Genomic DNA, 22,484 nt, shown 5'->3' with positions numbered 1-22,484 from the left:
ATGGAAGGTGCGCGCGGACGCGCGTCACCGTGGCCGGCGCGCGCCGGCGGCATCGGGTTCAGGCTCGGGGAGGCTCGGGTAGCGGGGTCCCCGCCCGGCTGGCGAAGGCTGCGGCCTCGGGCCAGCAGGTGCTCAGACCGATCGCGGTCGGTACGGGGAGGGCGATCGCGACTGGAAGGAGCGAGGCCATGCCGGCCAGGCAGAGCGCCATCAGCGGGCAGCCCTTGGCACAGTCGGCCTTGGCCGGCTTCGGGCAGCACGGCATGGTGTCCATGTCCGCCATCATGACGGCGTCACTGGCGGCCATCTCCAACGCGACGGCGTGGTAATGGTCCCCATGGCCGTGGGCTGGCCCGGCCATCGGCACGTGCGGGCCCGCGGTGACCGCGGGAGCGGTCACCGGCGTCAGGGCGAGGCTGATCACCGCGAGGAGCGGCAACAGAAGCCGAAGGGCCGACCAGAAGTTCACGGCGCCAGGATGCCAAATTCCGAGCGGAAGCGGAAGGGCAAACCGGTCGGGTTCAAAGCGCCAGGGAGTTCCGCACCCCGTTCGGTGCCGCTGATCGGCCGCGCGCTGTCCAGAGACAAAGCCACCCGGACGGACCCGTCCGGGTGGCTCGGTCCTAACGCTCAGGAGCGGGGCGCCCGCTCCAGCCAGCCGATGTTGCGACCCTCGCCGCTGCCGCCATTGCGCGGCCGGGCATCGCCCCGCTGGGGCCGGGCGTCGCGGCTCGGACGAGCCTGGTTGGGGCGCTCGCCCTGCGGACGTGCCGGCCGATCGGCGCGGACGTCGCGACCCTGCGTGGCGTGGCTCCGCCCGTCGCCGCGGGCGTCGGTCCGACCCTCCTGGGGCCGACCCTGCCGGGGGGCACCCTGGCCCTGGCCGCCGAAGCCGCGACCGCCCTCGGGACGGCCCTGCTGGGGACGGCCCTGCTGCTGCCGTGGCCGCTGGCCCTGGCGGCCGGCGCCGGGCCGCTGCCGCTCGGGGCGGCGCTCCTCCTCGCGGGCGATCTCGGCGGCTTCCTGGCGCGACGGCGGGTTGAAGCCCTCGGGGAAGCCCGCCACCGGCACCTTCTGCCGGGTCACGCGCTCGATGTCGCGCAAGTAGGCCTTCTCCTCGTCGTTGCAGAACGAGATGGCGAGGCCGTCCGCCCCGGCCCGAGCGGTGCGGCCGATCCGGTGGACATAGCTCTCCGGCACGTTCGGCAGGTCGAAATTGACCACGTGGCTCACGCCCTCGACGTCGATGCCGCGGGCCGCGATGTCGGTGGCGACCAGGACCCGGCAGGATCCGTCCTTGAAGGCGGCCAGCGCCCGCTCGCGCTGAGGCTGGCTCTTGTTGCCGTGGATCGCGGCTGCCGCGATGCCGACCTTGTCGAGGCCGCGCACGACCCGGTCCGCCCCGTGCTTGGTGCGGGTGAAGACGAGCACGCGCTCGATCGCCGGATCGCGCAAGATGTGGCCGAGCAGAGCCTGCTTCGCGCCGGTATGGACGAAGATCACCTGCTGGTCGACGCGCTCCGCCGTGGTGGCGACGGGCGTCACCGCGACCTGGACCGGATCGGTGAGATATTGCGCCGCGAGGCCAGCGATGTTCTTCGGCATGGTCGCCGAGAAGAACAGGCTCTGGCGCTTCTCGGGGAGCATCCTCACGATGCGCTTGAGGGCGTGGATGAAGCCGAGGTCGAGCATCTGGTCGGCCTCGTCGAGGACGAGGATCTCGACGCCTTCCAGGGTCAGCGAGCGGCGCTCGATCAGGTCGATCAGCCGGCCGGGGGTAGCGACGAGGATGTCGACGCCCGGCGCAAGGGCGCGCTCCTGCCGACTGATCGTGACGCCGCCGAACACAACCGTATTGGTGAAGGACAGGTGACGACCGTAATCCGAGAAGGATTCGGCGATCTGGTTGGCGAGCTCGCGGGTCGGCGAGAGCACCAGCACCCGGCAGCCGCGGCGCGGGGCGCGACGGTCCGAGAGCGAGAGGCGGTGCAGGATCGGCAGCGCGAAGGCCGCGGTCTTCCCGGTGCCGGTCTGGGCGATGCCGCAGAGGTCGCGACCCTCCATGGCAGGCGGAATCGCCTGAGCCTGGATCGGGGTCGGCGCGACGTAGCCGGCCTCGCTGAGCGCCCGCAGCACGGGCTGGGCGAGTCCGAAATCGGTGAATTGGGTCAAGGATGTATCCGATGCAGCAGGGCCGGCCGGGCGCCTCGCGTCGCACGCGAGCTGTACCGTGTTTGAGCCGGTCCGTTGGCAGGGGGCAGCCCGCGTGATGGGGCGACCCGGGTGCATGCACGTTATGAAGAGGGGGGCCGGATCACGCCGGGAAGGCGCCCGATCCGTCACGCAGCCCCCTCAAGCGGGCCATGGCGGCCGCTGACGCTGCATCGCCGATATGCGGGTGTGCGGCTGCGAAGTCAATGCAGGGCCGGGTTGCGGCGCAGTCAGGCCGAGCGCCGCGCTTAGCGGACGAGCACTCCCGTCGCGGCCGCGTAACGCAGCAGGTCGGCGATCAGGGCGGGGCGGTGCGGCTCAGCACCCAGCAGCGCCAGGGGGGACTGCTGCCCAACAGGTCGACGATCAGCGCGAAGACTCAGACGATCAGCGGCGCACCGCCATGCGTGGCACCACATCCGGGTTGCCGAAGATCCGGGCAACCGAAACAATGTGGTGCGGCCAAGAGGACTCGAACCTCCACCCCTCTCGGGACTAGCACCTCAAGCTGTGTTGAGATGTTGATTTGATAGGGTATTCTCTGCAAACGCAGGAAATCGGCCTAATTGAAAAGGCTAGGTAATTTCCAAGTCGTGCAAACCGTCTCGGACCCGCGCTGGCCGACATAGCTTTAGGTTGCGCGTGAGTGAGGGGGGAGGCCCATGCTGCTCGCCGCCGAAGCCTTTGACGCGGCGCAAGCGGCCGTAGAGGCTCGACTCGGCAGCGGTCCGAACGGGTCTGAGGGCGCGGAAGTGGTTGGCCGCTAGGCAGCCGTGCGCAACGCCCCCGGTCCAGCTGCGCAAGGTGATACTCGCCACCAAGTCCGCGATCGACGAACACGCGGACTATGGGACCCTCGACGTCGGCGGGTAATCGGTTGAGCCGCGATTGGGCGCTGGCGTGATCACGCCTCGTCTTGGTGCGGTGACATGTTGACGTACCGGCACGAAAGCATGGGAGGAGCCGTCCGGCGCACCACCTTGCAAATGCAGGCCAAGAGCAGGAAAATAGGCGCTGATTCCTAGAATGCCGCTTGGGCGAACCGCTGCATCCTCCACCCGTCGAGGAGTTCACGGTCCCACGCCTGTAGGCGCCATCAGCGACCAAAGGGAGTTCCGTCTGCCGAGTCTCCGTCCGACGTCAGTCAGCGCAGCATTGCAAGCCTGCGGGCGGACGTCCTCGGGCTTCAAGCCAGGCGACCGGATCTCTCGGAAGCCTTCGGGCGGTGCATTGTGGCTGGCATCCTGTCGTTCAAGCGGAGGCATCCGGAGTGCGCGGCCGTGCTCGACCTCAACGCGGCCCATGTCGTCGCCTCTCCCGCCGCGGAAGCGGAGCGCGTCATTCGCCGTGCGCGTGACGCGGTGACGAAGATGGCCCTGAAGCCTGCCGGCTCGATCGTCATGCAGCCGTGACGAGCGCGATTACGTTCGGATTGCCGGCCGCCGCTCTAGCTGGCGGTTTCGGCCTCCTCCTGCTCACTCGCTTATCAGGCGCCCGCCTCGATCGACTCCGAGGCTCGGACCGCCTCGGCCGCGAGACGTTCCAGGGTCGCTCCTGAGACTGCCAATGCATCGTCCGGCCCCCACTCGATTGCGTCGGCGTGCTCCGACAGCCGGACCGATGCAAACAGCGCAGAGTCGTCGCGCAGCGGCCTGAGCGCGGCGTGCGTGGAGATGAGCGGGCCGAGGTCGATCACGTCACTCGTGCCGGCGCGGGGCCCGTCCGACCAGTCCACGATCACCTCGTGCCAACCGCCCCCCACGGCCACCGACGCCAGCGTGGGCAAGTCACCATTCCTCCCACGAAGCTGGCCGGTCCTCGCGCGAACGACGACATCAACGTCCACCCCCAAGGATGTGAGGTAGCCGAGCATCCGCTCTAGCGAGCAGTCGCCGACCTGGCCGCGCAAGAGGCGAGAGACCTCGGCCGGCGAGAGCCCAACGGCCCGCGCCAACTCGACCTCAGAGAGCCCGAGCTGCTCAGCTTCATCGCGGATCAGGATCACCACATCAGCCTTGAGCCGACACAGCGTCGGATTGGGGAGCCCAAGGTCGGCGAACACGTTCCCCGTCCCCGTGATGACCATCTCTTGCCCAGCCCTCATCAGCCGCGCACCTTTACGTGACACAGAAGGGGTCGCTACCGAGCCTGCAAGCGCTGACCAAGTCACCACGACGCTTGAACTCCTGCAGTCTTCGAAGGGTGTCAGGCTGAAGGCGTGAACTCGTGAAGACGATCTTTCGCCTTTGGCGGAAAATGAGCCCTCCGCCATCCCCGCAATCACGGCAGCGGCGGATGAGTTGGACGGCCGCTCTGGCCCCCCGAGATCAGCCGCCCATTTCGAGGGGGCGAACCCGCAGGCTGATCCTCTCGCCCTTGGCGATGGGCGTATCCCTCGGCGTTGCGCCTGCCATCGTAGTCTCGACGCGATGAGGCACCCCGTCGATCAGTAGAGTCCGCCCGATCAGCGCTCCCGAGATGCGCGGCATCTCGAACGGTGCGGCGATCCAGATAAGGCTCGTGTCCTCCTCGCGCCTGAGGATTTCCGGCTCCCACATGCTCGACCTCCGCACGGACAAGCCCGCTACATAGGGCGAAGGCCTGTGCGCGGCCGCCGGCCCGCACGTGAACAGGGCGAACGCGGCCGCAGGCGCGCGAGGACCTGATTGGTTGGTCCGCTCGACCGCAGCGGTCCGCAGTGGGCTCAAGATGAGAAAGGCCCCACCGGACTGCGCCGGCAGGGCCTGTTCTGAAGCCGACGAACTCTACCCGCTGGGCTGAATGCCGGCTCCCAAAGCCCCTTGCGGGGACCCACCTAATATGGGCCCTTGCCCACAAGGATGCAATCACAGCCCGAGGGCGGAGCGGATCCCGGCCTCGACCCGCGCCATGTCATCAGGGACCAGGAAATCGCCGCGGTAGCCCTGGCCGGCGATGACGCGATCAAGGCGGGCATGGGATACCCGAAATAGGGATGCGCAGCTCGCCCAGACATCCTTCGTGAAGGACCGATAGGAGCGAGCAGCAAACGGCACATCCCAAGGGCCCGCGGTGGCCGGCGGGGTCGCGCTGCACGGCACGACGGTGCAGAGCCCGGGTCCCGCCCCATGCTTGTGGTTCAGCCGGTCGACCGACACGACAATGACGCGGCGCGCCTTCCACACCTCTGGAGCCGCGGAGACGGGCGGCAATCGAAGGGGGAAGGTGCGTGGGTCCAGGGGGTCCGGCCCGAAGTCGCACATAAGGATCGCGCCACGGCGCGGGGTGAAGGTGATCGCCACGGCAGACCTCAGCGGCCCTGACCGTGGGCCTGCGCATTCGCGCAGGTTTCGAGACAGCGCATGATCCAGGCGTTCAGCGATTGGCCGTTGCTCTTGGCGAGAGCTTCGATGCGGATCTTCAGGCTGTCGGGGATGCGGACAGTGATACGGCTCTCGGCCTCGCCCGCCTCTGGCTGTTCGCCGAACAACTTCTCGATCTCATCGACGAAGTTATAGCGCTCCAACCATGCTTGAGCCTCGCTCGGGCTGAGCGGCTTAAGATTTTCGAATGGGTCTCCGAAAGGTGTCTCTCCGCCATAGTAGCAGAAGAAGGCGCCGTGTCGGGTTTGATAGAGAAGATCGAACTGATCCATCTCATCTTCGTGCTGTGGTGCTTTGGCAATCCGAGTTGAAGTCTCGGTATTATACGTTTTGCCCTCGATAATTCTTTTCATGACGCCCACCCCGGGGCACCGCGGCCCAGTCACATGACGTCATGTAAGGGGTTGGTGTCATGTGTCAAGTAACAGTCGACGTCATATGATCGGGTTCAGTCGCCGTCAGGAAAGAAGCTGCCTCGATCATGCTCGTCCGTCCGGGCCGGCTCGCCCTCTGCAATCCGCTTCAGCATCCGGTAGCTGTCGGCGATCACATCGCTGGCGCGCACGTACCCGGGTCCTGGATCGAACTCGATTACGATCACATCACTTCCAAGACGGTCGCCGCATTGGAAGAGGCCGACCCCATTCCGGACCGCCCTCAGCGCCTTGGACCCCCGCACGAGGCGAGCCTTTTTCCGTTTGGGATCGAGTGCGCCGTGCTTGATCGAGGCTGCTGCATCCCGGAGTACCTGGAAGCTGCGCGAGACCTCTACGAGCGCATCGCGATACAGGTCGTCACTCTCGTGGGAGCCCATCGCCGGATCGCCGGCCGCCACGCCGGTGGAATGGATGATGCCGGCGAGCGCGTCGAGGGTCAGGATCGCGTTGACAATCGCCCGCAGGTCATCGGGCTCCTCGAGGGCCAGCTGCACGTTAGGCTGCGCGACCTCAGCAAGGAAGGGCTCAAGGGCGGTTCCTCATACAATGGCGGGCATGTCGCGAGACGGCCTGAATCAATCCTATTTCAACCCCTCGAACTTCGTCCAATTCCAAAGGCTCTCTGCCTGCCGCTTGGATATCGCGTGAGACCCCGGCCAATCGAAGCCCGTACGGTTCAGGCCATGATGCAGGCCGTCAACGATAGTTTCTGTCTCAGAAAACAGCCAATCAACATCGTTATTTTTCATGGGTGCAACAGTACCGGCCTCTTCGGCTCGTGTTTTACTGAGGTTGTGCGCAAGGAATTTGTGACGATGATTTCTGACGGATTTTTGTCGAGAGCTGCTCTCTACGGCTCGAGCCCTGGCAAGAGTTTGGTCGATCAGAGCATCGATCTCCCTGGCCATCTCTTCCAAAACGGATACATAAGCTTCTTCGCTGATGTGCGGCTTACTCTGCCCTCCCGTAATGCCTGCTCGTATATCTGCCCGCACCTCCGGGTCATCGAATAAGTGCAGCACATTGGGGATGCTGGCATCCTGGGGGTCGGGCGGCTCCCAAAATGCACACAGCCGCACTACTTCAAAGCCGGCCATACTAAAACGGAAATTGTTGAAGGCGTGGGCGGCATAGGAACGCGGGATCTGCCGAGATAACACATCGGTCTTTAAAATGACTTGGTTAGACTCGTGAAGCGCAATCAACGAAATCATGTGATTTACAAGTTCGTTGGTGCGCTGTTTGGCGAGGGTGAGACGGTCAGAAGACGAGAGGGTCTTCGTCTTGCGCTTGCCCACCGGCACCTCGATACGGCTCTGGCCCTGCATCGTGGCCGTGGGCCGGCGCCTGCGGTGTCCAGATCCCCCGCTGCGCCGACCCTCACGCGACCGCCCGGCCAAGGCTTCACGGACTGGATGTGAGGAACTGGCCCACATCCGCCTGTCATCGCATGTCTGCCCGCCACAATGCCGTTGGAGTCGCGACCACCTCAGGCGTGTCGGCGGGGAAGAGTAGTAAGCTTAGCAGATAGAGGCTTGGCCGTCGAAGCGACCGGTAGCGTGGCCCGGTTCGTTAGATATGATACCCGCGCCCCATCGAGGGGCAGAGAAATCAGAGCAACGCAATGGCCAGTAAGCATCCCGACTCGCGGCCAAAATCTGATGCTCCCGTTCCGGTACAACGGTCCGAGGAGGAGAAGGTACTCGAAGCTCTCCGGCAGTCGGCCGACGACCCGAAAGCCAGCCCGCAGCGATCCCAAGCGCGCGCGGGCCTAAGAAAGCTCGGCGAACGGTGAGATAGGGGCTTCCCCCCAAGTATCGCTTGACGTATAGACCAACACGCAAACATCGATCAGGCGCCGGCGGGGATACCTGCGCGGCGCCTTTCTCGTTCCTGGCCGGCCGATGCTTGCCTTGGTGTCTCGACGCCAGGGCTGGGCAGCCCCGTCAGACCCACAGGCGCGCTCCGGCGCGCCTATTTTTTTGCTCCTCAATTACGCTGTGTTCCCAGAGAGACAGAGAGAACGAAGGACTACCAAATGAACACCAGGTGCAAACCTCCCGTGCCGGTTGGTAATCCCCTCCTCGTTGGCGCCAGAGAATTAGGAGCGTTTCTCGGCCTGAGCCCGCGTTCGGTCTACTTCCTCGTGGCGAAGGGCCGGATCGCGCCAGTGTTCAGGCTTGGCGGGCGGCGGATGTACGCCGAACGGAACGCGCTACAAGCTTGGCTTGCCGACCAGATGCGCTCAGGTCAGGCTGTTAGCGATGCGTCTGCCGACCCGGTCGCCAAGGCGAATTAGCTGCTCAACTCTGGCTGGGGTGCAACGTGGGTAGCCGGCGAGGCGGATCCGATCTCGTCGAGGATGCGCCCAGAAATATCCAAGTAGCTTGGATAAATGTTCGCGCCTTGAACTTGATACCTCTGTGGTCAAGCCCCAAAGTGTGAGCCGTGATCAGAATTTTTCTGCCGCAATGGCCGTATTTGATCATTATCGGGCTTTCCACACGGAAAGACCCGACTTAAAACAGAAGGGCTCGACGCGATTCTGTCCACGTCGAGCCCTTTTAAGTGTTGCGAGGGCCTGCAAGCTATCTCGCTTCACTGCAGCAGGCCATAACCTGTGCCTTGAAGGCCCGTACTGCTAGCATCTGTCGTAGGTCGATTCAAGATCGAGCGGCATATAGGTCAGTTGCGCACAGGTCTACTATAGGGGTCAGATCGTCGTGACCAACCGGCTCGTGCTCATCCCGTATATACCTGACGAGCGCATGTCTCCCGAAGAGGGGGCAAAATTGCTTGGGGTCAGCCGATCAACATTGCTTCGCTGGAGCCATGATTTCGGCCTCGGGCGCCTTATCGGAAAGAAGCTCGTCCTGAGCAGAGTCGCTGTGCAGCTTTGGATTGAAGAGCAGCACGAGCTCTTGGCTCGATACCACGCTGGAGATCGCTCGAGCGAGCAGATCCGCCACCAGTTCGCGCGTCAACGCATCGAACTTCCCGCTGAGGTCATCGCCGCCGCCGCGGAGTAAGACCATGCACAATTTGGATACGAGGGCTGGAGTGCCAACTCCGGCGAGCGATGGTGCTCGCGCTGATTACAGTGCCGGCAGGGTCGGACGAAAGCCATGAGCTTCGCGGCTCAAAAATGGGTCATGCCGCTCGACTGTGGTTCGCCGGTGGTGAAGTGCGTCCTGATCGCGCTCGCCTACTACGCGGATGAAGATGGGCTCTGTTGGCCATCGCAGGAGACGCTGGCTCAAAACACCGGCTTCTCCCCTCGTGCGGTTCGTGGTGCGATCGCATCTCTACGCGAGCTGGGCCTCATCACATGTGAAAAGCAGCGTCGCTCCGACGGCTCTCGCCGAAGCGACAACATCACTCTCAAAATCGGCGCCCAGCCCAAGCGGCAGGACGTGCCGGTTGTCGGCCGGCAACAGGCAGGTGGCGCCAAGCAAGCGGCACGTGGTGCCAAACCAGCGGCACGTGGTGCCGGACATGAACCGTCACAGAATCATCAGGGGAACCGTCATCAGTCAGCGGGCGAGCGAGAGCGCGAGGCGAAAGCTGTGCTCAAGCGGCCGGTCGAGGTCGAGATCATCGCCGGGGTCGGCGTCGTTGAGACCACGGAAGGTTTTCGGCTGGCTGCGCCGGTTCAACCTCTGCGCGACGTTCGCCAGTTGCTGGAGACCGAGGGGGTGTCGCTCATCCAGGAGATGACTGGGCGGACCGAGTTCATGGCCCAGAAGCTCGTCGGCCACTTCATGCGCATGGCCTACGGCGAGGCGAACGTCATCCTCGCCTACCTCCGCGAAGCCAAGGCTCGCGGGGAGCTCGACCCGTCTATGTGGGTCGAGGACCAGCTGCGGGCCCGAACGCTGAAAAGTCGTCAGGCGGTGCCGCTTCCCGGATCAGCGGGACGCTATAGCCGCGAACCCCGAATGAGCCCCGCCGCCCAGAGGATCGAAGAACTCAAAGTTCAGGTACGCGAAGCCGTCGCTACAGGAGCCCTCCATGTCCCCAGTGACACCCCCGACGCCGTCGAACTCCTCCTCCTTGCGGGTCCTGAGCACGACGAGGACGGAGGCGGCGCTCTCGACGGAGGTGCGGGAGGCGCTCGCGGCGAGGATCGAGGAGTTGCATGGGCGGCTGGAGGTGGATCCCGCCCGTCCGACGCACTACTCCGTACGGTCGGACAGAGCGGTCACGACTCGCGAGCGTCAAGCGCTCTCCGCCGCCGCGGAGCGCCTGGTACGGCGGCTTGAGCCCTGCGACAGCCCCGAGTTGCTCGCAGGTGCTGTGAACCGGTTTCTGCGTCGCTATGAGCACGGGAACGCGACCCACCCCGTGGATCAGCAGCTCCTCGAGGAGGAATATGCCGCCGCCGTCCGGGATCTTCCGCTCTGGGCCGTAATCGAGGCGAGCGAGCGCTTCCGGAGCGGGCGTACGCTGATCAAGCGCCGGATCGGGTTCCGTCCCGACTCTGCGGAGTTCGCCCTTGAGGCGCGTGAGGGGATGATCCCGGTCCGCGCCCAGTTCGTGCGGGTCAACCGGATCCTGAACGCCGAGGTCTACGAACTGCCGAGCCCGAAGGACCGGGCCAAGGTCGAGCAGCTCGCCGAGGCGTTCCGCGCCAGGTCCATGGCCGGCGCCGACGGCCGGCCCATCCCAACTGAGGCGGAGATCGGCCGAGCCCGCGAGGCGGCCCTCCGCGATCAGGTGGCCGCGCTTAGGCGCACCGGGGCAAGCGGAGGGATCTCGGCGCTGATGGATCGGCTAGACGCCAAGCGCGGCCGGCCGGCTCAAGGATCATTGGTGGAAGAGCCCACGGGTGAACCAGACCGCACGTGATCCTCTTATGGGTGGCTACCGTCTCGGGCCGTCACCCGTGCATGCGTGAACTCTCCCACGCCTTCAGGATCCCAGCCGTGAATGGGGCGAGCATGAAGCGGATTGCAGCCGCGGTCAGTCGGTGACGGTCGTCCCAAGCGACTGAGCTGCGGCCTGGGCCTGGTCACGCGTCAGGCCGGTGACCATTGCCCTTCCATCGCGGTAGACCGTGTAGGTGCCATCGTCTGTGGCGCGGATCCGGATCATTGCGCCTCCTCAGATTGCTTGGCCGCGGCGATGATGTCGGGCGGCCCGTTGCCTTGCCCGAGCATTGTGAAGGCGGCGGAGCCTATCCTGCTCTGCCTCAGCCTCATGCAGATGGTGGGCTGCCAATGCGGGCTGCTGCGTCGTTAGGTGGCTCTCGCGATGCGCCTCGACTGATTTCATGGGATCGCCTCCCTCAAGTACTTACGTATCGAGCTTAGCCGTTCGTTAATCATTTGCAACCCGTGGACCGGCAACTGTCCCCGAGACGGTGAGTTCGCCTCAGAGCGCCGTGTCCGGCCGAGCCAGATCCGCGCGGCCGGCGCACCAAGCGGCAGGCATCTGCAATGGGGTCAATCCTGGCAGACCTCGAAGCGGCAGCCGCAGAGGCCGATGCCAGCCGCATGGCGGCGTAGCGCGCCCCAGGCGAGGCGGGCTTCGATCCGTGGAGGCGTGGAGGCGTGAACTCCTCCACCCATCGACCACACCAACGCGCTACCTCCTATTGAGCCGGCGCAGATCTCTGCGCCGGCACCTCCAATAGCTACATCAGACTGCTTGCCTTACAGCCTTCTTCACCGGTTTTCGTTTGCTGGTTCTGTGGATTTTATTTGTAAGTGAGGGCTGTCTTTTCTTGTACGTAGAGCTCTTCTTCGCTTTAGCTCTCGGTCGAACCTCGGCAATTCGATCACCTGAGGAACCGAAGAGGGCTTGGGCCAATTTGATGCTCGAATGAGCCAGCCCATACAACGAAGCAATGATAAACGCGGCAGCCAACAAAGATCCCCAGAGCGGATTTCCCTCCAGAGCATAGAACCGCGCCGCACAGCTCCAAAGCCCATCACACCCGGCAAATGGCTCGAGCAACACATGAAGCGCGTGATGTCCTTCGGTTACTAACCCAAGGGCGCCGTAAGCTCCCGGGGTATGAGTACCATTACCCATGATGGCCTCCTCTGGCAGCGATATTGACGGCAACTTTGTCGGGAAGATCGCCGGCCAGGAAAGCACGATCGTTGATAAGGACCCGTTCCTCAATTCCTAGGAACTTCAGGTTCGCAGCATTTCAAAGGCTTGACATTTCCTCCGATCCCAGTTCGGATATAGTGTTTTGCGCTATGGAGGTCGCATTGCCTCTACGCACCCTTTTGTATCCAACCCGCATTCCAAATCGTCTTGACGCCGCTGAAGCATTGCGTCGATGCGAATTGTTTCGCAAACGTCAAAACTGGTCATATGAAGACTTTTTGGAAGCTGCCCCTGAACTTGGCTGGAATGTCAAACGGTTAAGGTCGGTTCTTTCCGATCCGGACCGAGCGAATATCACTGCCGAAAATGTTAACGCTCTAAATAAATTCATTCATGAACAGGGAATAAACATTGACGTTGGCTTTCAGGTCGATCTTTTAGGCGGGTTCTATGATTATATGTATTTTGCCTTGCTTAGATATTTGAGATACAACCCCTCCACTGAGGAAGAAACAAAGCAACTCGCCGCGGGTCTCTACCGGTTATACCGACCTTCTTTGAAAATTCCCGACATGTTCACGGTCGGAGTATTCGAAATCACAGTCGATCCAATATCCCACGCTCTATGTGTTTCGGAGATACGCAGATACAAGGGGGATACCGACGATCATAAAAGTAAATATGGAATTGAAGGAGCCATATCAGAAGAATTTCACGGGTACATGGTTAGAAAAAGACGACGATATATTTGCCTCCAGAGAAATGTAGTTCAAAAGAGCCCAAATTTTCTTGTTACGGTTTTCAACGACGAATTTCTCGATGGACATCAAGAAGCGCGCATCATGTCTCTGGGTGGCATTGCTTTCGGCACATCCGGCTCAAGAATGTATGTATCAAGAGTATATATTGAGAGATGCGAAGACGGATTGAATATGAAACAACTCAAAGATGAAATAGATTATGTCAAGAAGGACCAATTAAGGGCGAGCGTCGTCAGAAATCTTACCTTACCAAATGGCGATCCTTATTTTGTCTTCTAAGTGGGCAAAAACCAATCACTGTCTGACCATCCGCTTAATTGCTTCGGCGCCGAACGGCTTCCCAGACACCGCGCAATGCCCAGCCTCGGCCAGCCCCGCTGAGACTTCGCGGAGGGACCGGCGCCGGCCGTTGACCGGATAGCGGTGCAGCTTGCGGGCGAGATCCACCATCGCCCCATTGAGTTCGCGGTACGAGCGGCCGCCGCACTTCACCTTCTCGCCAGCCGCCGCCTGCTCCTTCATCTTACGCTCGCGGGCACCCTTCAGCTTCGCGACCAGCGACGCCTTCTCGAACTGGCTTACGGCCCCGAGGATCTGGCGGAGCATGTCACTGGTGGGCGTGTCCTCCACGAAGGTCTCGGGTGAGTCCGCCGCGATCAGGGTGATGCCTTGGTCCTTCAGGAACCGGTGCCCGGTCTCCTGCACGATCAGATCGCGCGAGAAGCGGTTGGCGGTCTCCACGATGATGGTGCGCAGACCGTTGCCGGCGATCCGGTCCAGCATGGCCGCAAAGCCTGGCCGCACGTCCACCGGATCGCTGCCGCGCACGTCGGCATCATAGAACGTGTCCACGAGGACATAGCCCGCGCGTTTGGCGAACGCCTCGATCGCGGCGCGCTGGCGCTTCTCGGAGTCCTTGTCGGCGCCGACGTTGGTCGCCGAGCTGGTCCGGAAATAGGCCACAGCCTCAACTAACTGCTTGCGTGCCATGGCGTTGCTCGCCCTGTTCGTCACTCTTCTTTGAGGAAGTGTGACGGCGTCGCCTCCTGGCCGCAAGCCCTTCCCCCTTCACCGGCGCGCTGCGCGCCCGGTCCATCCATCGCCGCCGCCTGTGCGTGGCGCGATCCGTCCACCACGGACGGCCCCTCCTCAACAGGATCAGCCAATCACATGACCAGTAAGAAGAACGAGACCGCCCCGACCCACACCCCGCCGGCGCGTAGCGTCGCTCGCGGCGAACTGAGCCGGCGCATCGTGGCGCTGGAGGCCGCGAAGAAGAAGGTGGAGGAGCGGCAGAATTCCGCCCGGGGTCTCGCCATCCGGGGCGAGACCGCGAAGGCGCTCGCGGCTCAGCTCGCAGGCCTCAAGGCGCAGGCGGTGGCCGCCCTCGCGGACCATGCCCTAAATGGCTCTGGCCGTCCGCCCAAGCTGTCGGGGGACGGCCGGGAGGACTTGATCGAGCGGCTGGCCGAAGCGGAGGCCCTTGCCGAGGCTGCCGGCCCGGCCATCGAGGTCGTCAATGCCGAGATTGCCCGGGCGCACGGCGACTTCAACCGGGCGAGCATCGCCGTCCATGACATCGTCGTCCCGGTACTTGAAGAGGAGTTGGGGGCGCTCGATCGTGAGATCCAGGCGCACCTGGAGAAGCTCATCCCCCTTGAGACGCGCCTGGCCGGGCTCCGCCTGTGGGCCGAGAGGAAGAGCTATCTGAAGGAGGGCGAGGCGCGCGGTCCCTTCCTTCGGCTGATGAATGCCGCTGCGGAGGTGATGACGGCCAAGCGTGTATCGCTTCGGACGCCGGCCAACGAGACGGACGAGACGATCTGGCAGGTGCTCGCGGATCGCCTGTTCACGGACGCCGATGCCTTGGCCGTTCCCCATGCCGAGGCGGCCTGATGCTTCTCTACGGCAGCCTCTCAGATCCCGTCGCGCTGGCGGATGGTTCCGTGCAGGTGACAGCTTCGGTCGACCCTGGCCCGAGCGACCCCCGCGCGGCCCACATCGATCCCGCGATCCTTCGCGCTGCGGCGGCCGAGTTCTTCAGCAGCGCTCCGGTCCTCCTGGAGCAGTTCACCCCGGGCGCCACGGCAGCAGGCGGGGTCGCTGACCTTTCCGTCAACGCACAGGGCGCTGTCGATGTCACCCTCGCGGTGAAGGGGGGCGCGGCGGCCGTGAAGGTGGTGGCCGGCGTCTACAAGTCCGCCGCGCTGGCTGTGCGGGTCACCGCCCGGGATCCTGCCACCGGCGCCATCACCAAGGCCCAAATCTACGCGGCAAGCCTGATCGACCGGGCCGACGACCCGGCCTTTCTCGCCAAGGCCATGCCGGCGGGCGGCCCGGTCCGCGACGCCATCGGGGTGATCCATGGCCTGGAGCACTCCCTGTTCGAGATCGGCGCCCGGCTGACCCGCTACGAGCGCTCACTCCGCTGATCGGCTCGAGCGGGTCCGACCCCCGCTCGGCCGTCGAGCGCCTAAACGTCAGAGAGCCGCGCATGAAAGCATCGCTCAAGAAGCGCCTTCGCAAAATCGAAGAAGAGCTCGCGAGTTTCAAACGAGTGAGCTTGATCGAAGTCTTCTTTATCCCGGAAGGCTGTGAAGATGTGCCAGCTTTCCGTGCCCGGTGTACAGCCACGGCTCGGAAGAACCGATCCCCGCTATTCGTAGAGTTCGTCGGCCCGGCTGGCGGACCAGAACTTGGGACCGGTCCCCTCGGCGAAGATGCCGAGCAAGAACCCCACGATCACACCTGATTCGGAGAGTAGCCATGCAAAAGCAAATCGCTCCCACACACACCGTGCTCGACGGCGCGGATATTTGTCTTCTGGCCGGCATCGCCTGCCTGTTTTTCGGCATCAACCCCGATATATCTGAGTTGAGTTTAGGCAAGTCACCGGATCAGGAGAGCGCTCGGGTCGATTGCATCACAGAGGCCAAGTTGCTCGACGATGGCTCGTGCATGAGGACCTGTATCCCGGTCAGAAACGGCATCTCTACCGACGAGCTCTGTCGCGATTTCACTCCTCATGCCACTGCGCTGGGAGGCGAGTTCAGCCGCATGGTCGCTTTCGCTGACCTCTTCGCCGCCGGGTACGAGGCCGGGGTGGTCTCACCGAAACACGACGCCGCGTTCCACTCTTGGTTGGTGAACGTGTCGCCCGCTGTTGAGCGGTTCACGAAGGACCTCGCCGGCCTCAACCGCCGCCTGTCCCTCGCCCTCTGATCACCCCTTCCCGCCAATCGCCCACGATCGCCGGGGTCAAGCTGCTCCGCGCGACCCCACCTCCCCCTCATTCAAGGACACCCCATGACCAAGGTTTCTGTTCGCTCCCACGCTGCTGCCTCCGCCGTGGCCGCGGCACCCGCCCCCCTTTCGGTCCGCGACAGCCGTGGTCGAAATCTTGGGCTGCGCGAGCTCACCGTACTCGATCAGATGCGCTTGCTGCGCCGCCTTGGCGGTGAGAACAGCCCCTTCTTCTCGTTCTGCATGCGGCTCGCGCGGGTCGCGTCGATCGATGGCGACACGGTCCATCTCCCGCAGACGGATATAGCCTTCGAGGCGCTGGCGCAGCGCCTCGGTGAGGAGGGCATCACCGCCCTCGTCATCCACGAGATGAGCGGGGGCGCCGACGATGAAGTCGAAGACACGCCCGCCGCCGCCAAGGCAAAGGCCGAGGCTCAGGACGCCCAGGAGCGCCAGACCGTAAAAAACTGATTAGGCACCCGGGCTTCCTCTCGTCTGTCTCCCTGATCACCTCCGGCGTGCCGAAGGAGATCGTGTTCGGCTCCGACCAGACCTATCCGCCGATGGATGCCATCGAGCGCGAAGCTTGGATGATCGCGGTCGGGATCACACAGGGAGGCGACTGGGACGACAGCGCGTGGTGCTGGAAGAACGACTGAGCCGTGAGCCGCTCCTTCAGGTCGTTCAGCGAATTCGCCGCCTTCATGAGCCGGCAGGTTGCGAGCCTGCCGGCCGCACAACACGCCGCCCTCGCCGAGGGCGCGGAGATCATCCTCCGGGAGGCGCGGTCCTACCCGGGCACCTACCAAACGGGCTGGGCCTCGCTGCAATCCGAGACCATCGCCCACAAATCTGCCGGTGACAGCCCGCTCCTCGAGGCCGGGGGGCTGCGCGACAGCTATGGCGCAAAGGTAGTGGACGCCCATCACGCCGCCGTCGGGTCCGATGACGAGAAGGCGACCTGGCAGGAACTCGGCACGCCTCGGATACCCGCCAGGCCCGTTCTCGCGCTCGCGGGCGCGACGAAGGAAGCCGAAGTGGTGAAGGCTATTGCCCACCGGATCGGCGGTCACTTGGCCGGGCAGATCAACCACTGATCGGCCGGCCACCTCAACGACAAACGAAGCCCCTCGATGAACGGCCGGGTGCCACCTGCCCGGCCGGTTGGCGGAGCCATGACCGAAGTTTACCGCATCCAGACATCCCTGGATCTCACGGGCTCGCTCGGGCCCGAGATGTCCAAGCTCCTGAAGACCATGGAGCGTGCCGAGAAGACGGCGCGCGAGGTCACCCGTGAGGTCAGCAAGTGGGAGCGCCCGATCGAGCACGCGACCGGGGTGGTGAACCGCCTTGTCGCCGCGATGGATCGGGTCAGGTCGCACAGGGGCGGCCAAGCTCCGGCCAATGACATTGTGCGCTGGGCGGCTGCCAGCACGAAGGAACTGGCCGAGACCAGAAAGGCCACCCAGGGCGTCGGCTTGGCCGCCCGCGGCGTCGGGAAGTCCTTCGATGCCTGGGAGGGCCGCATCAACCGGGCGACCGCCGCGCTGCGCAAGATGGAGCAGGTCGCGAGCGCCATGCGGATGCCGGCGATGCCGTCCGTCTCGGGAGGCGCGGGCGGCCGCTCAATCCGCTACGGTGGGGGCTCCGGCGGCCACAACCCGCGAGCGCATCGTCACCGCCCCGGCGCTCACCAGGCGAACGCCATCGTGGGCACATACCCGGCCATCGGTGCCCCGACGACCTCGATCCACTACCTCCAGGAGATCCTGAAGAACGCCGGCGGCGTCGACCAGGTGGCCGAGATCCAGCGCATCCAGGGTGGGCTGGATCATGGGCGGCCGATGTCGAAGGCCCAGCTCAACGCCGAGATCGCCAAGAACAAGCAGCTCGCCTACGCCCTCGCGTTCTCCCAACGGTACACCGACCCGACGGAGAACATGAAGACGATCACCGACCTCGCCGACCTCGGTAAGGGCGACTTCGCGGAGGCGCGGCACCTCCTCCCCATGGTGACGCGTATGAACGCTATCACCGCCCTGATTGATCAGGAGGAGGTGAAGGGGAAGCTGAACGAGCGCGGCCAGAGCCGCTATCTCGCTCGCGGTCTCGACCAAATGGGCGTGATGGCCCGGCCCGCGGCTGAACAGCAGCGGTACTTCGATGCCGTGATGCAGGGTGCGATCGGCACACGCGGCATCTTCAACGGCAAGCAGCTCTTCAACGCAGTCCAGCACTCCGGCGGTACGGCGACGGGGTGGTCGCCGGAGTTCGTCGGCGGCGTGTTGCCGATGTTCTCGGAGCAGATGAACGGCGGCGCGGCTGGCGACTCGATCTACATGTTCGCCAAGCATCTGCTCAAGGGGCAGATGTCGAATGGGACGGAGTCTGACGAGCTGGTCAGCCTCGGCCTGCAGAAGGACAGCAACCGACGCGGAAAGAAGGATTTCGAATCCGGATCAATCATCGGAGCCGACGTCCTCAAAAAGAACATCTACGCTTGGTTCAAGGATTTCTTCCTCCCAGCCCTCGCGCGGAAGGGCATCACGAGCGAGGAGGGCATCGACAAGGCGATCGACAACCTCAGCTTCGCGAAGAACTACGCGAAGATGTTCCACGAGATGAACGCCAACAAGAGAAACATCGACGAGAACCTCAAGCGTTTCCAGACGCAGAGCGACCCCGACGGCGCCCTGAACAATACCATGGGTGGCCAGCTCGTCATGTTCCTCCAGACGTTCAAGACGCTCGGGAGCACCATGGCCGACCCCGAGGTGAAGGGCGCCATCAACATCCTCCGGGATCTCGGCGAGACGGTCAGCGCCCTCGGCAAGAAACTCCACGACAACCCGCTGGCGGCACAGAGCGCCTTCGGCGCCGTTGCTGCCCTCGCTGGCGGCGTTGGCGCAGCCGGCGCGGTGGGTCTCGGCGCGGCGGCGCTAGGAGCCCTTCCGCCGATCGCCATCGCGGTCGGGGCCGGCGCCACGGTCACGATCCTCGGCGCCCTAATCCCCTGGAAGGAGCTCTTCGGCTTCAGCCCGAAGGAGCTCGTGGAAAAGGGGGCCGACGGCTTCAACAGGCTGGCTGAGGGTAAGGCCACACTCGATGGCAAGATGCCCGACCTGCTCAAGGCCGGCCCCTCCGGTAGTGCGATCGACCCGGCGAAGCTGAAGAATGGCGCTGGCTCGATCTGGGAGAGCATCAAGTCGGGCGCCGGCTGGCTCATGAATAGCTTCGGCGAGATGGCCGAGAAGGGTCAGGCCGAGCAGAAGAAGGTCGCCGAGGGCGCCAGAGACGTCGCCGCCGGCGCCCGCGAGGTTGGTGCGGCCGCCCCCCAGGCGAAATCGAGCCTCGACAGCTTCGGCCACTCCCTCCTGGAGCTGATGAAGAAGTTGATCGTCTCCGAGGCGGTCGTGAACAACATCTCGTTCAACGGCGGCGGTGGTGGCGGGGGCAGCCTGATCCAGCGCGCGAGCTTCGGCGGCGGTGGCGGCCCGGTCAGCGCCCTGGCGGTAGGATCCGGATCCGGCATCGGCCACACCGCCTCCAGGGCCGAGCGCGCCGCGTACATCCGGGCGGCAGCACTTCGGAACGGGATCGATCCAGAGGTCGCCCTACGCGTCGCGCAGAGCGAGGGGTTCAACACCTACGTCGGCGACAAGGGCACGTCGTTCGGAGACTGGCAGCTGCACTTCGGCGGCTCCGGGATCCGAGGGATGAACGCGGGCGGTCTGGGCGACGTCCTTCGCCGGCGCGGGATCGATGCCCGGGACCCCAAGACCTGGAAGGAGCAGACCGATTTCGCCATGGGGTGGGCGGCCAAGCACGGCTGGGGCGACTGGCATGGTGCCGCGCGGGCCGGCATCGGCAATCGACAGGGCATCGGGGGAGCCAGAGCCCGCCCCGAGGTGGCACCTGTGCCGAGGCAGCGGGAGACGGTGGTTCACACCGCCATCCACCTCGACGGCCGCAAGATTGCAGCGAGCGTGACACGGCACCAGTTCGATAGCGCCAATGGACCCGCCCTGGGCGCGAACTTCCCCGATGCCTCGCAGATCTATCCGCAGGTCTAGGACTTGAGAGCGTGCATATGTACGAAATGATGCGGGGCATCATACGCCAAGAAGTCGAGCGGGTCGCCTTCACGCGGAAGCACCCACGCAACGCCACCGTGACGAGCGTCGACCCGGACACCTATTCGGCCAAAGTGCGGTTCGAGCCGCACGACCCCGACGACCCAGACAACTCGACGTCCGGCTGGCTCCCGATCCAATGTGTCGCGACGGGGCAGGGGCACGGTATCTTCTCGCTGCCCAACGTCGGGGATCCGGTCGAGGTCGCTTTCGTGGGAGGCGACCACATGAGCGGGCGCATCCAGCAGCGCCACGTGTCCGAGCAGACCCAGCCGCCCGCCGGGATGCAGCCCGGTGAGCACTGGATCGTGCATGGCAACGGTGCGGTGATGGCCTTCAAGAAGGACGGCACCGTGATGATGGGCGGCGCCGGCACGGTCCCGAACCGCGGCGGCAAGGATCCCGCCACGGGGAAGGACTCGACCGCCCAGACCCAGCAGCCGCAGGGCAAGCAGGCCCTCACGCTGTCTCCGGACGGCTCTCTCTCGATCACCCACAAGGACGGCGCGACTATCAAGATGGACGCGTCCGGCAACGTGACGGTGAGTTCGAACGGCAAGAGCCTGACCGTCGACGCCGGCGACGGCGACCTCACCTACAAGGCCAAGACGCACAGCTTTGACGGAGACCTGCAGGTCTCCGGAGGCGTCAACGCGACACGGCCGATCACCGCACCCAACGTGCCCCTCACGGGCATCGCCGCCTGATCCGCCGATGCGGCCTCAGCACACAGCATAGACACCCGGCCCGGATGCGTTCCGGGCCGCTTCCATATGGAGGGGCATCATGCCTCGCTTCGAGCCCGGGCAATCGGGCAACCCGCGGGGGAAAATTCGCGGGACCAAGAACAAGCTTACTCTGGCCCTTGAAGATCGCGCCAACGAGTATGGCGACGTTCTAAGTAAAAAGCTGTATCAGCTTGCGGCCAAGGGAAATGTACAGGCAATCCGGCTCGTGTACGAGAACACCGTTCCGAGACCAAAAGAAGCGCCAATTCTATTCCCGCTGCCGAAGCCAACGAAATCGCTAGAAATCCCTGGAGCCACAGCCGCCGTTCTCGTTGGCGCAACAACGGGTGAGCTCACGCTGTCCGACGCTCAAAAGCTGATGGGCCTGATCAAGTGCCACGAGGAGTCCATCGACCGAAACGTCCTCGTCGCCCGCATGAATGAGCTAGAGGCCAGGATGGCCGAGAGAACGGACGAGCCAGAAGACGTGTGAGGCCATAGAGCCGACTCGTCTCTCGGCCGCCACGACGGGTTCGGGGCGGCTCTGGCCCCCTCCGATCCGCCCTCCCCTGACCCACGAGAATAAGCTGTTCTCGACGGCGGTCGATGCACGCCTTGTCACGTGAGGAGCTGCGCCCTCGGGCCAAACCGTCCGGTTCGCGGGTATGGCGGTGCGCAACATGGCTTGTGAGGGTGCCACCGACCGATACCTTGGCTACAACCTGAGCCACACCGTCATTCAGGGCTCATCGATGATAACCGACGAAGAGATGGAGGACCTGCCAGCCGATCCGGAACTGGCCTTCGTCGCGGTTGAAAAAATCTTGCGATCCAAGATCGAAGAACATGAATTCGACGCGCGCAACAACGATCTCGACCCAGATCCGTACAGACTAGAATATATGACCCGCGTTCTCGCGGCTGCTCGCGCATATAACATCGATGCACTTTCGGAATTGAAGATGCCGCGGGCCTCACGGCAAAGTATCTATGAATTCTATGCCCAATTCAGAAACGATGTTGATTTTGTGACGATGCAAATCCGACTGAATGCGCAGCGGATTAATCGTGAGGGATCCGTCGGGCTGGATCCTAAAGCTAAATCTAAAATACATCATTTTATACAGCAAATTAGAGACGAGATCGAGCAGTCTGACCTGGATATTGATAAGAAAGAGTCGCTTCTCGACGCACTGAATGCTTTCGCCAAGGAGGTGGATCGAACACGGACGCGTATGCAGGTGGCAATGGCTCTCTGGATCGCGTTCGCTTCGGGGGTTGGATCCGGTTTCGAGAAGCTGAAGCCCGTTCGTGATCTTCTCGACTCGATAGCTCGCGTCATGGGGAACGCTAAAGCGCTTGAAGATCACTACACGAAGAAGTTGCCCAAGCCGACCGATCGCAAGCGCTTGGAGCCCCCTCCGGCGCCCCCGGCCGAGCCGCCGGCACCAGAGATTGACGACATCCCGTTCTGAACCCGATCGGCTCGACTGCGCGCGCGGCAACCCAAGATCCATGCGCCACTGGAGTCGTGCGGAGGTGCGCCCCG

27 protein-coding genes are annotated in these 22,484 nt (G+C 63.9%); 16 read left to right on the top strand and 11 right to left on the bottom strand.

Annotation, left to right across the window (positions count from 1 at the left end; genetic code table 11):
- Positions 1-58 precede the first annotated feature (58 nt).
- Together CIW48_RS20325 and CIW48_RS20320 are read right to left on the bottom strand one after the other, a co-directional pair.
- The gene (locus CIW48_RS20325) at positions 59-469 is read right to left on the bottom strand and encodes a hypothetical protein (RefSeq protein WP_149312393.1); all 411 of its coding nucleotides are present in this window, start codon (positions 467-469) and stop codon (positions 59-61) included.
- A gap of 161 nt (positions 470-630) precedes the next feature.
- Entirely contained in the window at positions 631-2,172 is a 1,542-nt protein-coding gene (locus CIW48_RS20320) for a DEAD/DEAH box helicase (RefSeq protein WP_149312392.1), read from the bottom strand.
- Positions 2,173-3,491: 1,319 nt separating this feature from the next.
- Between CIW48_RS20320 and CIW48_RS34575 the strand changes: the two genes are divergently transcribed.
- Complete coding sequence (locus tag CIW48_RS34575) at positions 3,492-3,623, top strand: hypothetical protein (protein ID WP_281407366.1); 132 nt, start codon at positions 3,492-3,494, stop codon at positions 3,621-3,623.
- Between the two features lie 74 nt (positions 3,624-3,697).
- On the opposite strand, the gene CIW48_RS20315 is transcribed toward CIW48_RS34575, so the two are convergent.
- From CIW48_RS20315 to CIW48_RS20290, 6 genes are all read right to left on the bottom strand, one after another.
- Entirely contained in the window at positions 3,698-4,273 is a 576-nt protein-coding gene (locus tag CIW48_RS20315) for an XRE family transcriptional regulator (protein WP_173009328.1), read from the bottom strand.
- Positions 4,274-4,538: 265 nt separating this feature from the next.
- Positions 4,539-4,769 carry a hypothetical protein gene (locus CIW48_RS20310; protein ID WP_149312390.1) on the bottom strand — a complete coding sequence of 77 codons (231 nt, stop codon included), beginning with the start codon at positions 4,767-4,769 and terminating at the stop codon, positions 4,539-4,541.
- A gap of 288 nt (positions 4,770-5,057) precedes the next feature.
- Positions 5,058-5,492: a type II toxin-antitoxin system PemK/MazF family toxin gene (locus CIW48_RS20305; protein WP_149312389.1), complete on the bottom strand. Its 435-nt coding sequence runs from the start codon at positions 5,490-5,492 to the stop codon at positions 5,058-5,060.
- Between the two features lie 8 nt (positions 5,493-5,500).
- A complete protein-coding gene (locus tag CIW48_RS20300; protein WP_149312388.1) occupies positions 5,501-5,926 on the bottom strand; it encodes a toxin-antitoxin system HicB family antitoxin in 426 nt (141 codons plus the stop codon).
- Between the two features lie 95 nt (positions 5,927-6,021).
- Complete coding sequence (locus CIW48_RS20295; RefSeq protein WP_149312387.1) at positions 6,022-6,504, bottom strand: hypothetical protein; 483 nt, start codon at positions 6,502-6,504, stop codon at positions 6,022-6,024.
- An 87-nt stretch (positions 6,505-6,591) separates the two neighbouring features.
- Entirely contained in the window at positions 6,592-7,308 is a 717-nt protein-coding gene (locus CIW48_RS20290; protein WP_149312386.1) for a hypothetical protein, read from the bottom strand.
- Positions 7,309-8,733: 1,425 nt separating this feature from the next.
- On the opposite strand from CIW48_RS20290, the gene CIW48_RS20280 reads away from it, so the two are divergent.
- From CIW48_RS20280 to CIW48_RS20270, 3 genes are all read left to right on the top strand, one after another.
- Positions 8,734-9,039 carry a helix-turn-helix domain-containing protein gene (locus CIW48_RS20280; RefSeq protein ID WP_149312384.1) on the top strand — a complete coding sequence of 102 codons (306 nt, stop codon included), beginning with the start codon at positions 8,734-8,736 and terminating at the stop codon, positions 9,037-9,039.
- Between the two features lie 96 nt (positions 9,040-9,135).
- Positions 9,136-10,272 carry a helix-turn-helix domain-containing protein gene (locus CIW48_RS20275; protein ID WP_149312383.1) on the top strand — a complete coding sequence of 379 codons (1,137 nt, stop codon included), beginning with the start codon at positions 9,136-9,138 and terminating at the stop codon, positions 10,270-10,272.
- An 82-nt stretch (positions 10,273-10,354) separates the two neighbouring features.
- Positions 10,355-10,858, top strand: a complete 504-nt coding sequence (locus CIW48_RS20270; protein ID WP_149312382.1) for a hypothetical protein — start codon at positions 10,355-10,357, stop codon at positions 10,856-10,858.
- A 114-nt stretch (positions 10,859-10,972) separates the two neighbouring features.
- On the opposite strand, the gene CIW48_RS34570 is transcribed toward CIW48_RS20270, so the two are convergent.
- Entirely contained in the window at positions 10,973-11,104 is a 132-nt protein-coding gene (locus CIW48_RS34570) for a hypothetical protein (RefSeq protein ID WP_281407364.1), read from the bottom strand.
- Positions 11,105-11,650: 546 nt separating this feature from the next.
- Entirely contained in the window at positions 11,651-12,046 is a 396-nt protein-coding gene (locus CIW48_RS20265) for a hypothetical protein (RefSeq protein WP_149312381.1), read from the bottom strand.
- Between the two features lie 185 nt (positions 12,047-12,231).
- Between CIW48_RS20265 and CIW48_RS20260 the strand changes: the two genes are divergently transcribed.
- Positions 12,232-13,110, top strand: coding sequence for a hypothetical protein (locus CIW48_RS20260; protein WP_149312380.1), 879 nt, complete (start codon positions 12,232-12,234; stop codon positions 13,108-13,110).
- Positions 13,111-13,125: 15 nt separating this feature from the next.
- Here CIW48_RS20260 and CIW48_RS20255 read toward each other — a convergent pair whose 3' ends face one another.
- The gene (locus CIW48_RS20255) at positions 13,126-13,887 is read right to left on the bottom strand and encodes a recombinase family protein (protein ID WP_246695340.1); all 762 of its coding nucleotides are present in this window, start codon (positions 13,885-13,887) and stop codon (positions 13,126-13,128) included.
- Positions 13,888-14,001: 114 nt separating this feature from the next.
- Here CIW48_RS20255 and CIW48_RS20250 point away from each other — a divergent pair, with 114 nt between their 5' ends.
- The 11 genes from CIW48_RS20250 (at position 14,002) to CIW48_RS20205 (ending at position 22,410) form a co-directional block, all read left to right on the top strand.
- Positions 14,002-14,727, top strand: coding sequence for a hypothetical protein (locus CIW48_RS20250; RefSeq protein ID WP_149312378.1), 726 nt, complete (start codon positions 14,002-14,004; stop codon positions 14,725-14,727).
- Positions 14,727-15,263 carry a hypothetical protein gene (locus tag CIW48_RS20245; RefSeq protein ID WP_149312377.1) on the top strand — a complete coding sequence of 179 codons (537 nt, stop codon included), beginning with the start codon at positions 14,727-14,729 and terminating at the stop codon, positions 15,261-15,263. Before CIW48_RS20250 ends, CIW48_RS20245 begins: the two co-directional genes overlap by 1 nt.
- 62 nt (positions 15,264-15,325) lie before the next feature.
- A complete protein-coding gene (locus CIW48_RS20240; protein ID WP_149312376.1) occupies positions 15,326-15,583 on the top strand; it encodes a hypothetical protein in 258 nt (85 codons plus the stop codon).
- Positions 15,584-15,597: 14 nt separating this feature from the next.
- A complete protein-coding gene (locus tag CIW48_RS20235) occupies positions 15,598-16,053 on the top strand; it encodes a hypothetical protein (RefSeq protein ID WP_149312375.1) in 456 nt (151 codons plus the stop codon).
- 84 nt (positions 16,054-16,137) lie between these two features.
- Complete coding sequence (locus CIW48_RS20230) at positions 16,138-16,545, top strand: hypothetical protein (protein WP_149312374.1); 408 nt, start codon at positions 16,138-16,140, stop codon at positions 16,543-16,545.
- Between the two features lie 47 nt (positions 16,546-16,592).
- Complete coding sequence (locus CIW48_RS33375; protein WP_173009326.1) at positions 16,593-16,733, top strand: hypothetical protein; 141 nt, start codon at positions 16,593-16,595, stop codon at positions 16,731-16,733.
- Positions 16,734-16,736: 3 nt separating this feature from the next.
- A complete protein-coding gene (locus tag CIW48_RS20225; RefSeq protein ID WP_149312373.1) occupies positions 16,737-17,171 on the top strand; it encodes a hypothetical protein in 435 nt (144 codons plus the stop codon).
- A gap of 78 nt (positions 17,172-17,249) precedes the next feature.
- Positions 17,250-20,147, top strand: coding sequence for a hypothetical protein (locus tag CIW48_RS20220; protein ID WP_149312372.1), 2,898 nt, complete (start codon positions 17,250-17,252; stop codon positions 20,145-20,147).
- A gap of 17 nt (positions 20,148-20,164) precedes the next feature.
- Complete coding sequence (locus CIW48_RS20215; RefSeq protein ID WP_246695342.1) at positions 20,165-20,914, top strand: phage baseplate assembly protein V; 750 nt, start codon at positions 20,165-20,167, stop codon at positions 20,912-20,914.
- 79 nt (positions 20,915-20,993) lie between these two features.
- Positions 20,994-21,428: a DUF5681 domain-containing protein gene (locus tag CIW48_RS20210; protein WP_149312370.1), complete on the top strand. Its 435-nt coding sequence runs from the start codon at positions 20,994-20,996 to the stop codon at positions 21,426-21,428.
- A gap of 172 nt (positions 21,429-21,600) precedes the next feature.
- A complete protein-coding gene (locus CIW48_RS20205; RefSeq protein ID WP_149312369.1) occupies positions 21,601-22,410 on the top strand; it encodes a hypothetical protein in 810 nt (269 codons plus the stop codon).
- Positions 22,411-22,484: the final 74 nt, after the last annotated feature.

Source organism: Methylobacterium sp. P1-11 (genome assembly GCF_008329595.1).
Classification (GTDB): Bacteria; Pseudomonadota; Alphaproteobacteria; order Rhizobiales; family Beijerinckiaceae; genus Methylobacterium.
This window is presented reverse-complemented; position numbering and strand designations above follow the sequence as displayed.

Excerpts from the sequence above, each read along its gene's own strand:
- CIW48_RS20265 (WP_149312381.1), bottom strand. The coding sequence starts at position 12,046 with ATGGGTAATGGTACTCATACCCCGGGAGCTTACGGCGCCCTTGGGTTA.
- CIW48_RS20245 (WP_149312377.1), top strand. The coding sequence starts at position 14,727 with ATGCTTCTCTACGGCAGCCTCTCAGATCCCGTCGCGCTGGCGGATGGT.
- CIW48_RS20230 (WP_149312374.1), top strand. The coding sequence starts at position 16,138 with ATGACCAAGGTTTCTGTTCGCTCCCACGCTGCTGCCTCCGCCGTGGCC.
- CIW48_RS20250 (WP_149312378.1), top strand. The coding sequence starts at position 14,002 with ATGACCAGTAAGAAGAACGAGACCGCCCCGACCCACACCCCGCCGGCG.
- CIW48_RS20310 (WP_149312390.1), bottom strand. The coding sequence starts at position 4,769 with ATGTGGGAGCCGGAAATCCTCAGGCGCGAGGAGGACACGAGCCTTATC.
- CIW48_RS20210 (WP_149312370.1), top strand. The coding sequence starts at position 20,994 with ATGCCTCGCTTCGAGCCCGGGCAATCGGGCAACCCGCGGGGGAAAATT.
- CIW48_RS34570 (WP_281407364.1), bottom strand. The coding sequence starts at position 11,104 with ATGATCCGGATCCGCGCCACAGACGATGGCACCTACACGGTCTACCGC.
- CIW48_RS20215 (WP_246695342.1), top strand. The coding sequence starts at position 20,165 with ATGTACGAAATGATGCGGGGCATCATACGCCAAGAAGTCGAGCGGGTC.
- CIW48_RS20205 (WP_149312369.1), top strand. The coding sequence starts at position 21,601 with ATGGCGGTGCGCAACATGGCTTGTGAGGGTGCCACCGACCGATACCTT.
- CIW48_RS20300 (WP_149312388.1), bottom strand. The coding sequence starts at position 5,926 with ATGAAAAGAATTATCGAGGGCAAAACGTATAATACCGAGACTTCAACT.
- CIW48_RS20240 (WP_149312376.1), top strand. The coding sequence starts at position 15,326 with ATGAAAGCATCGCTCAAGAAGCGCCTTCGCAAAATCGAAGAAGAGCTC.
- CIW48_RS20235 (WP_149312375.1), top strand. The coding sequence starts at position 15,598 with ATGCAAAAGCAAATCGCTCCCACACACACCGTGCTCGACGGCGCGGAT.
- CIW48_RS20220 (WP_149312372.1), top strand. The coding sequence starts at position 17,250 with ATGACCGAAGTTTACCGCATCCAGACATCCCTGGATCTCACGGGCTCG.
- CIW48_RS20275 (WP_149312383.1), top strand. The coding sequence starts at position 9,136 with ATGAGCTTCGCGGCTCAAAAATGGGTCATGCCGCTCGACTGTGGTTCG.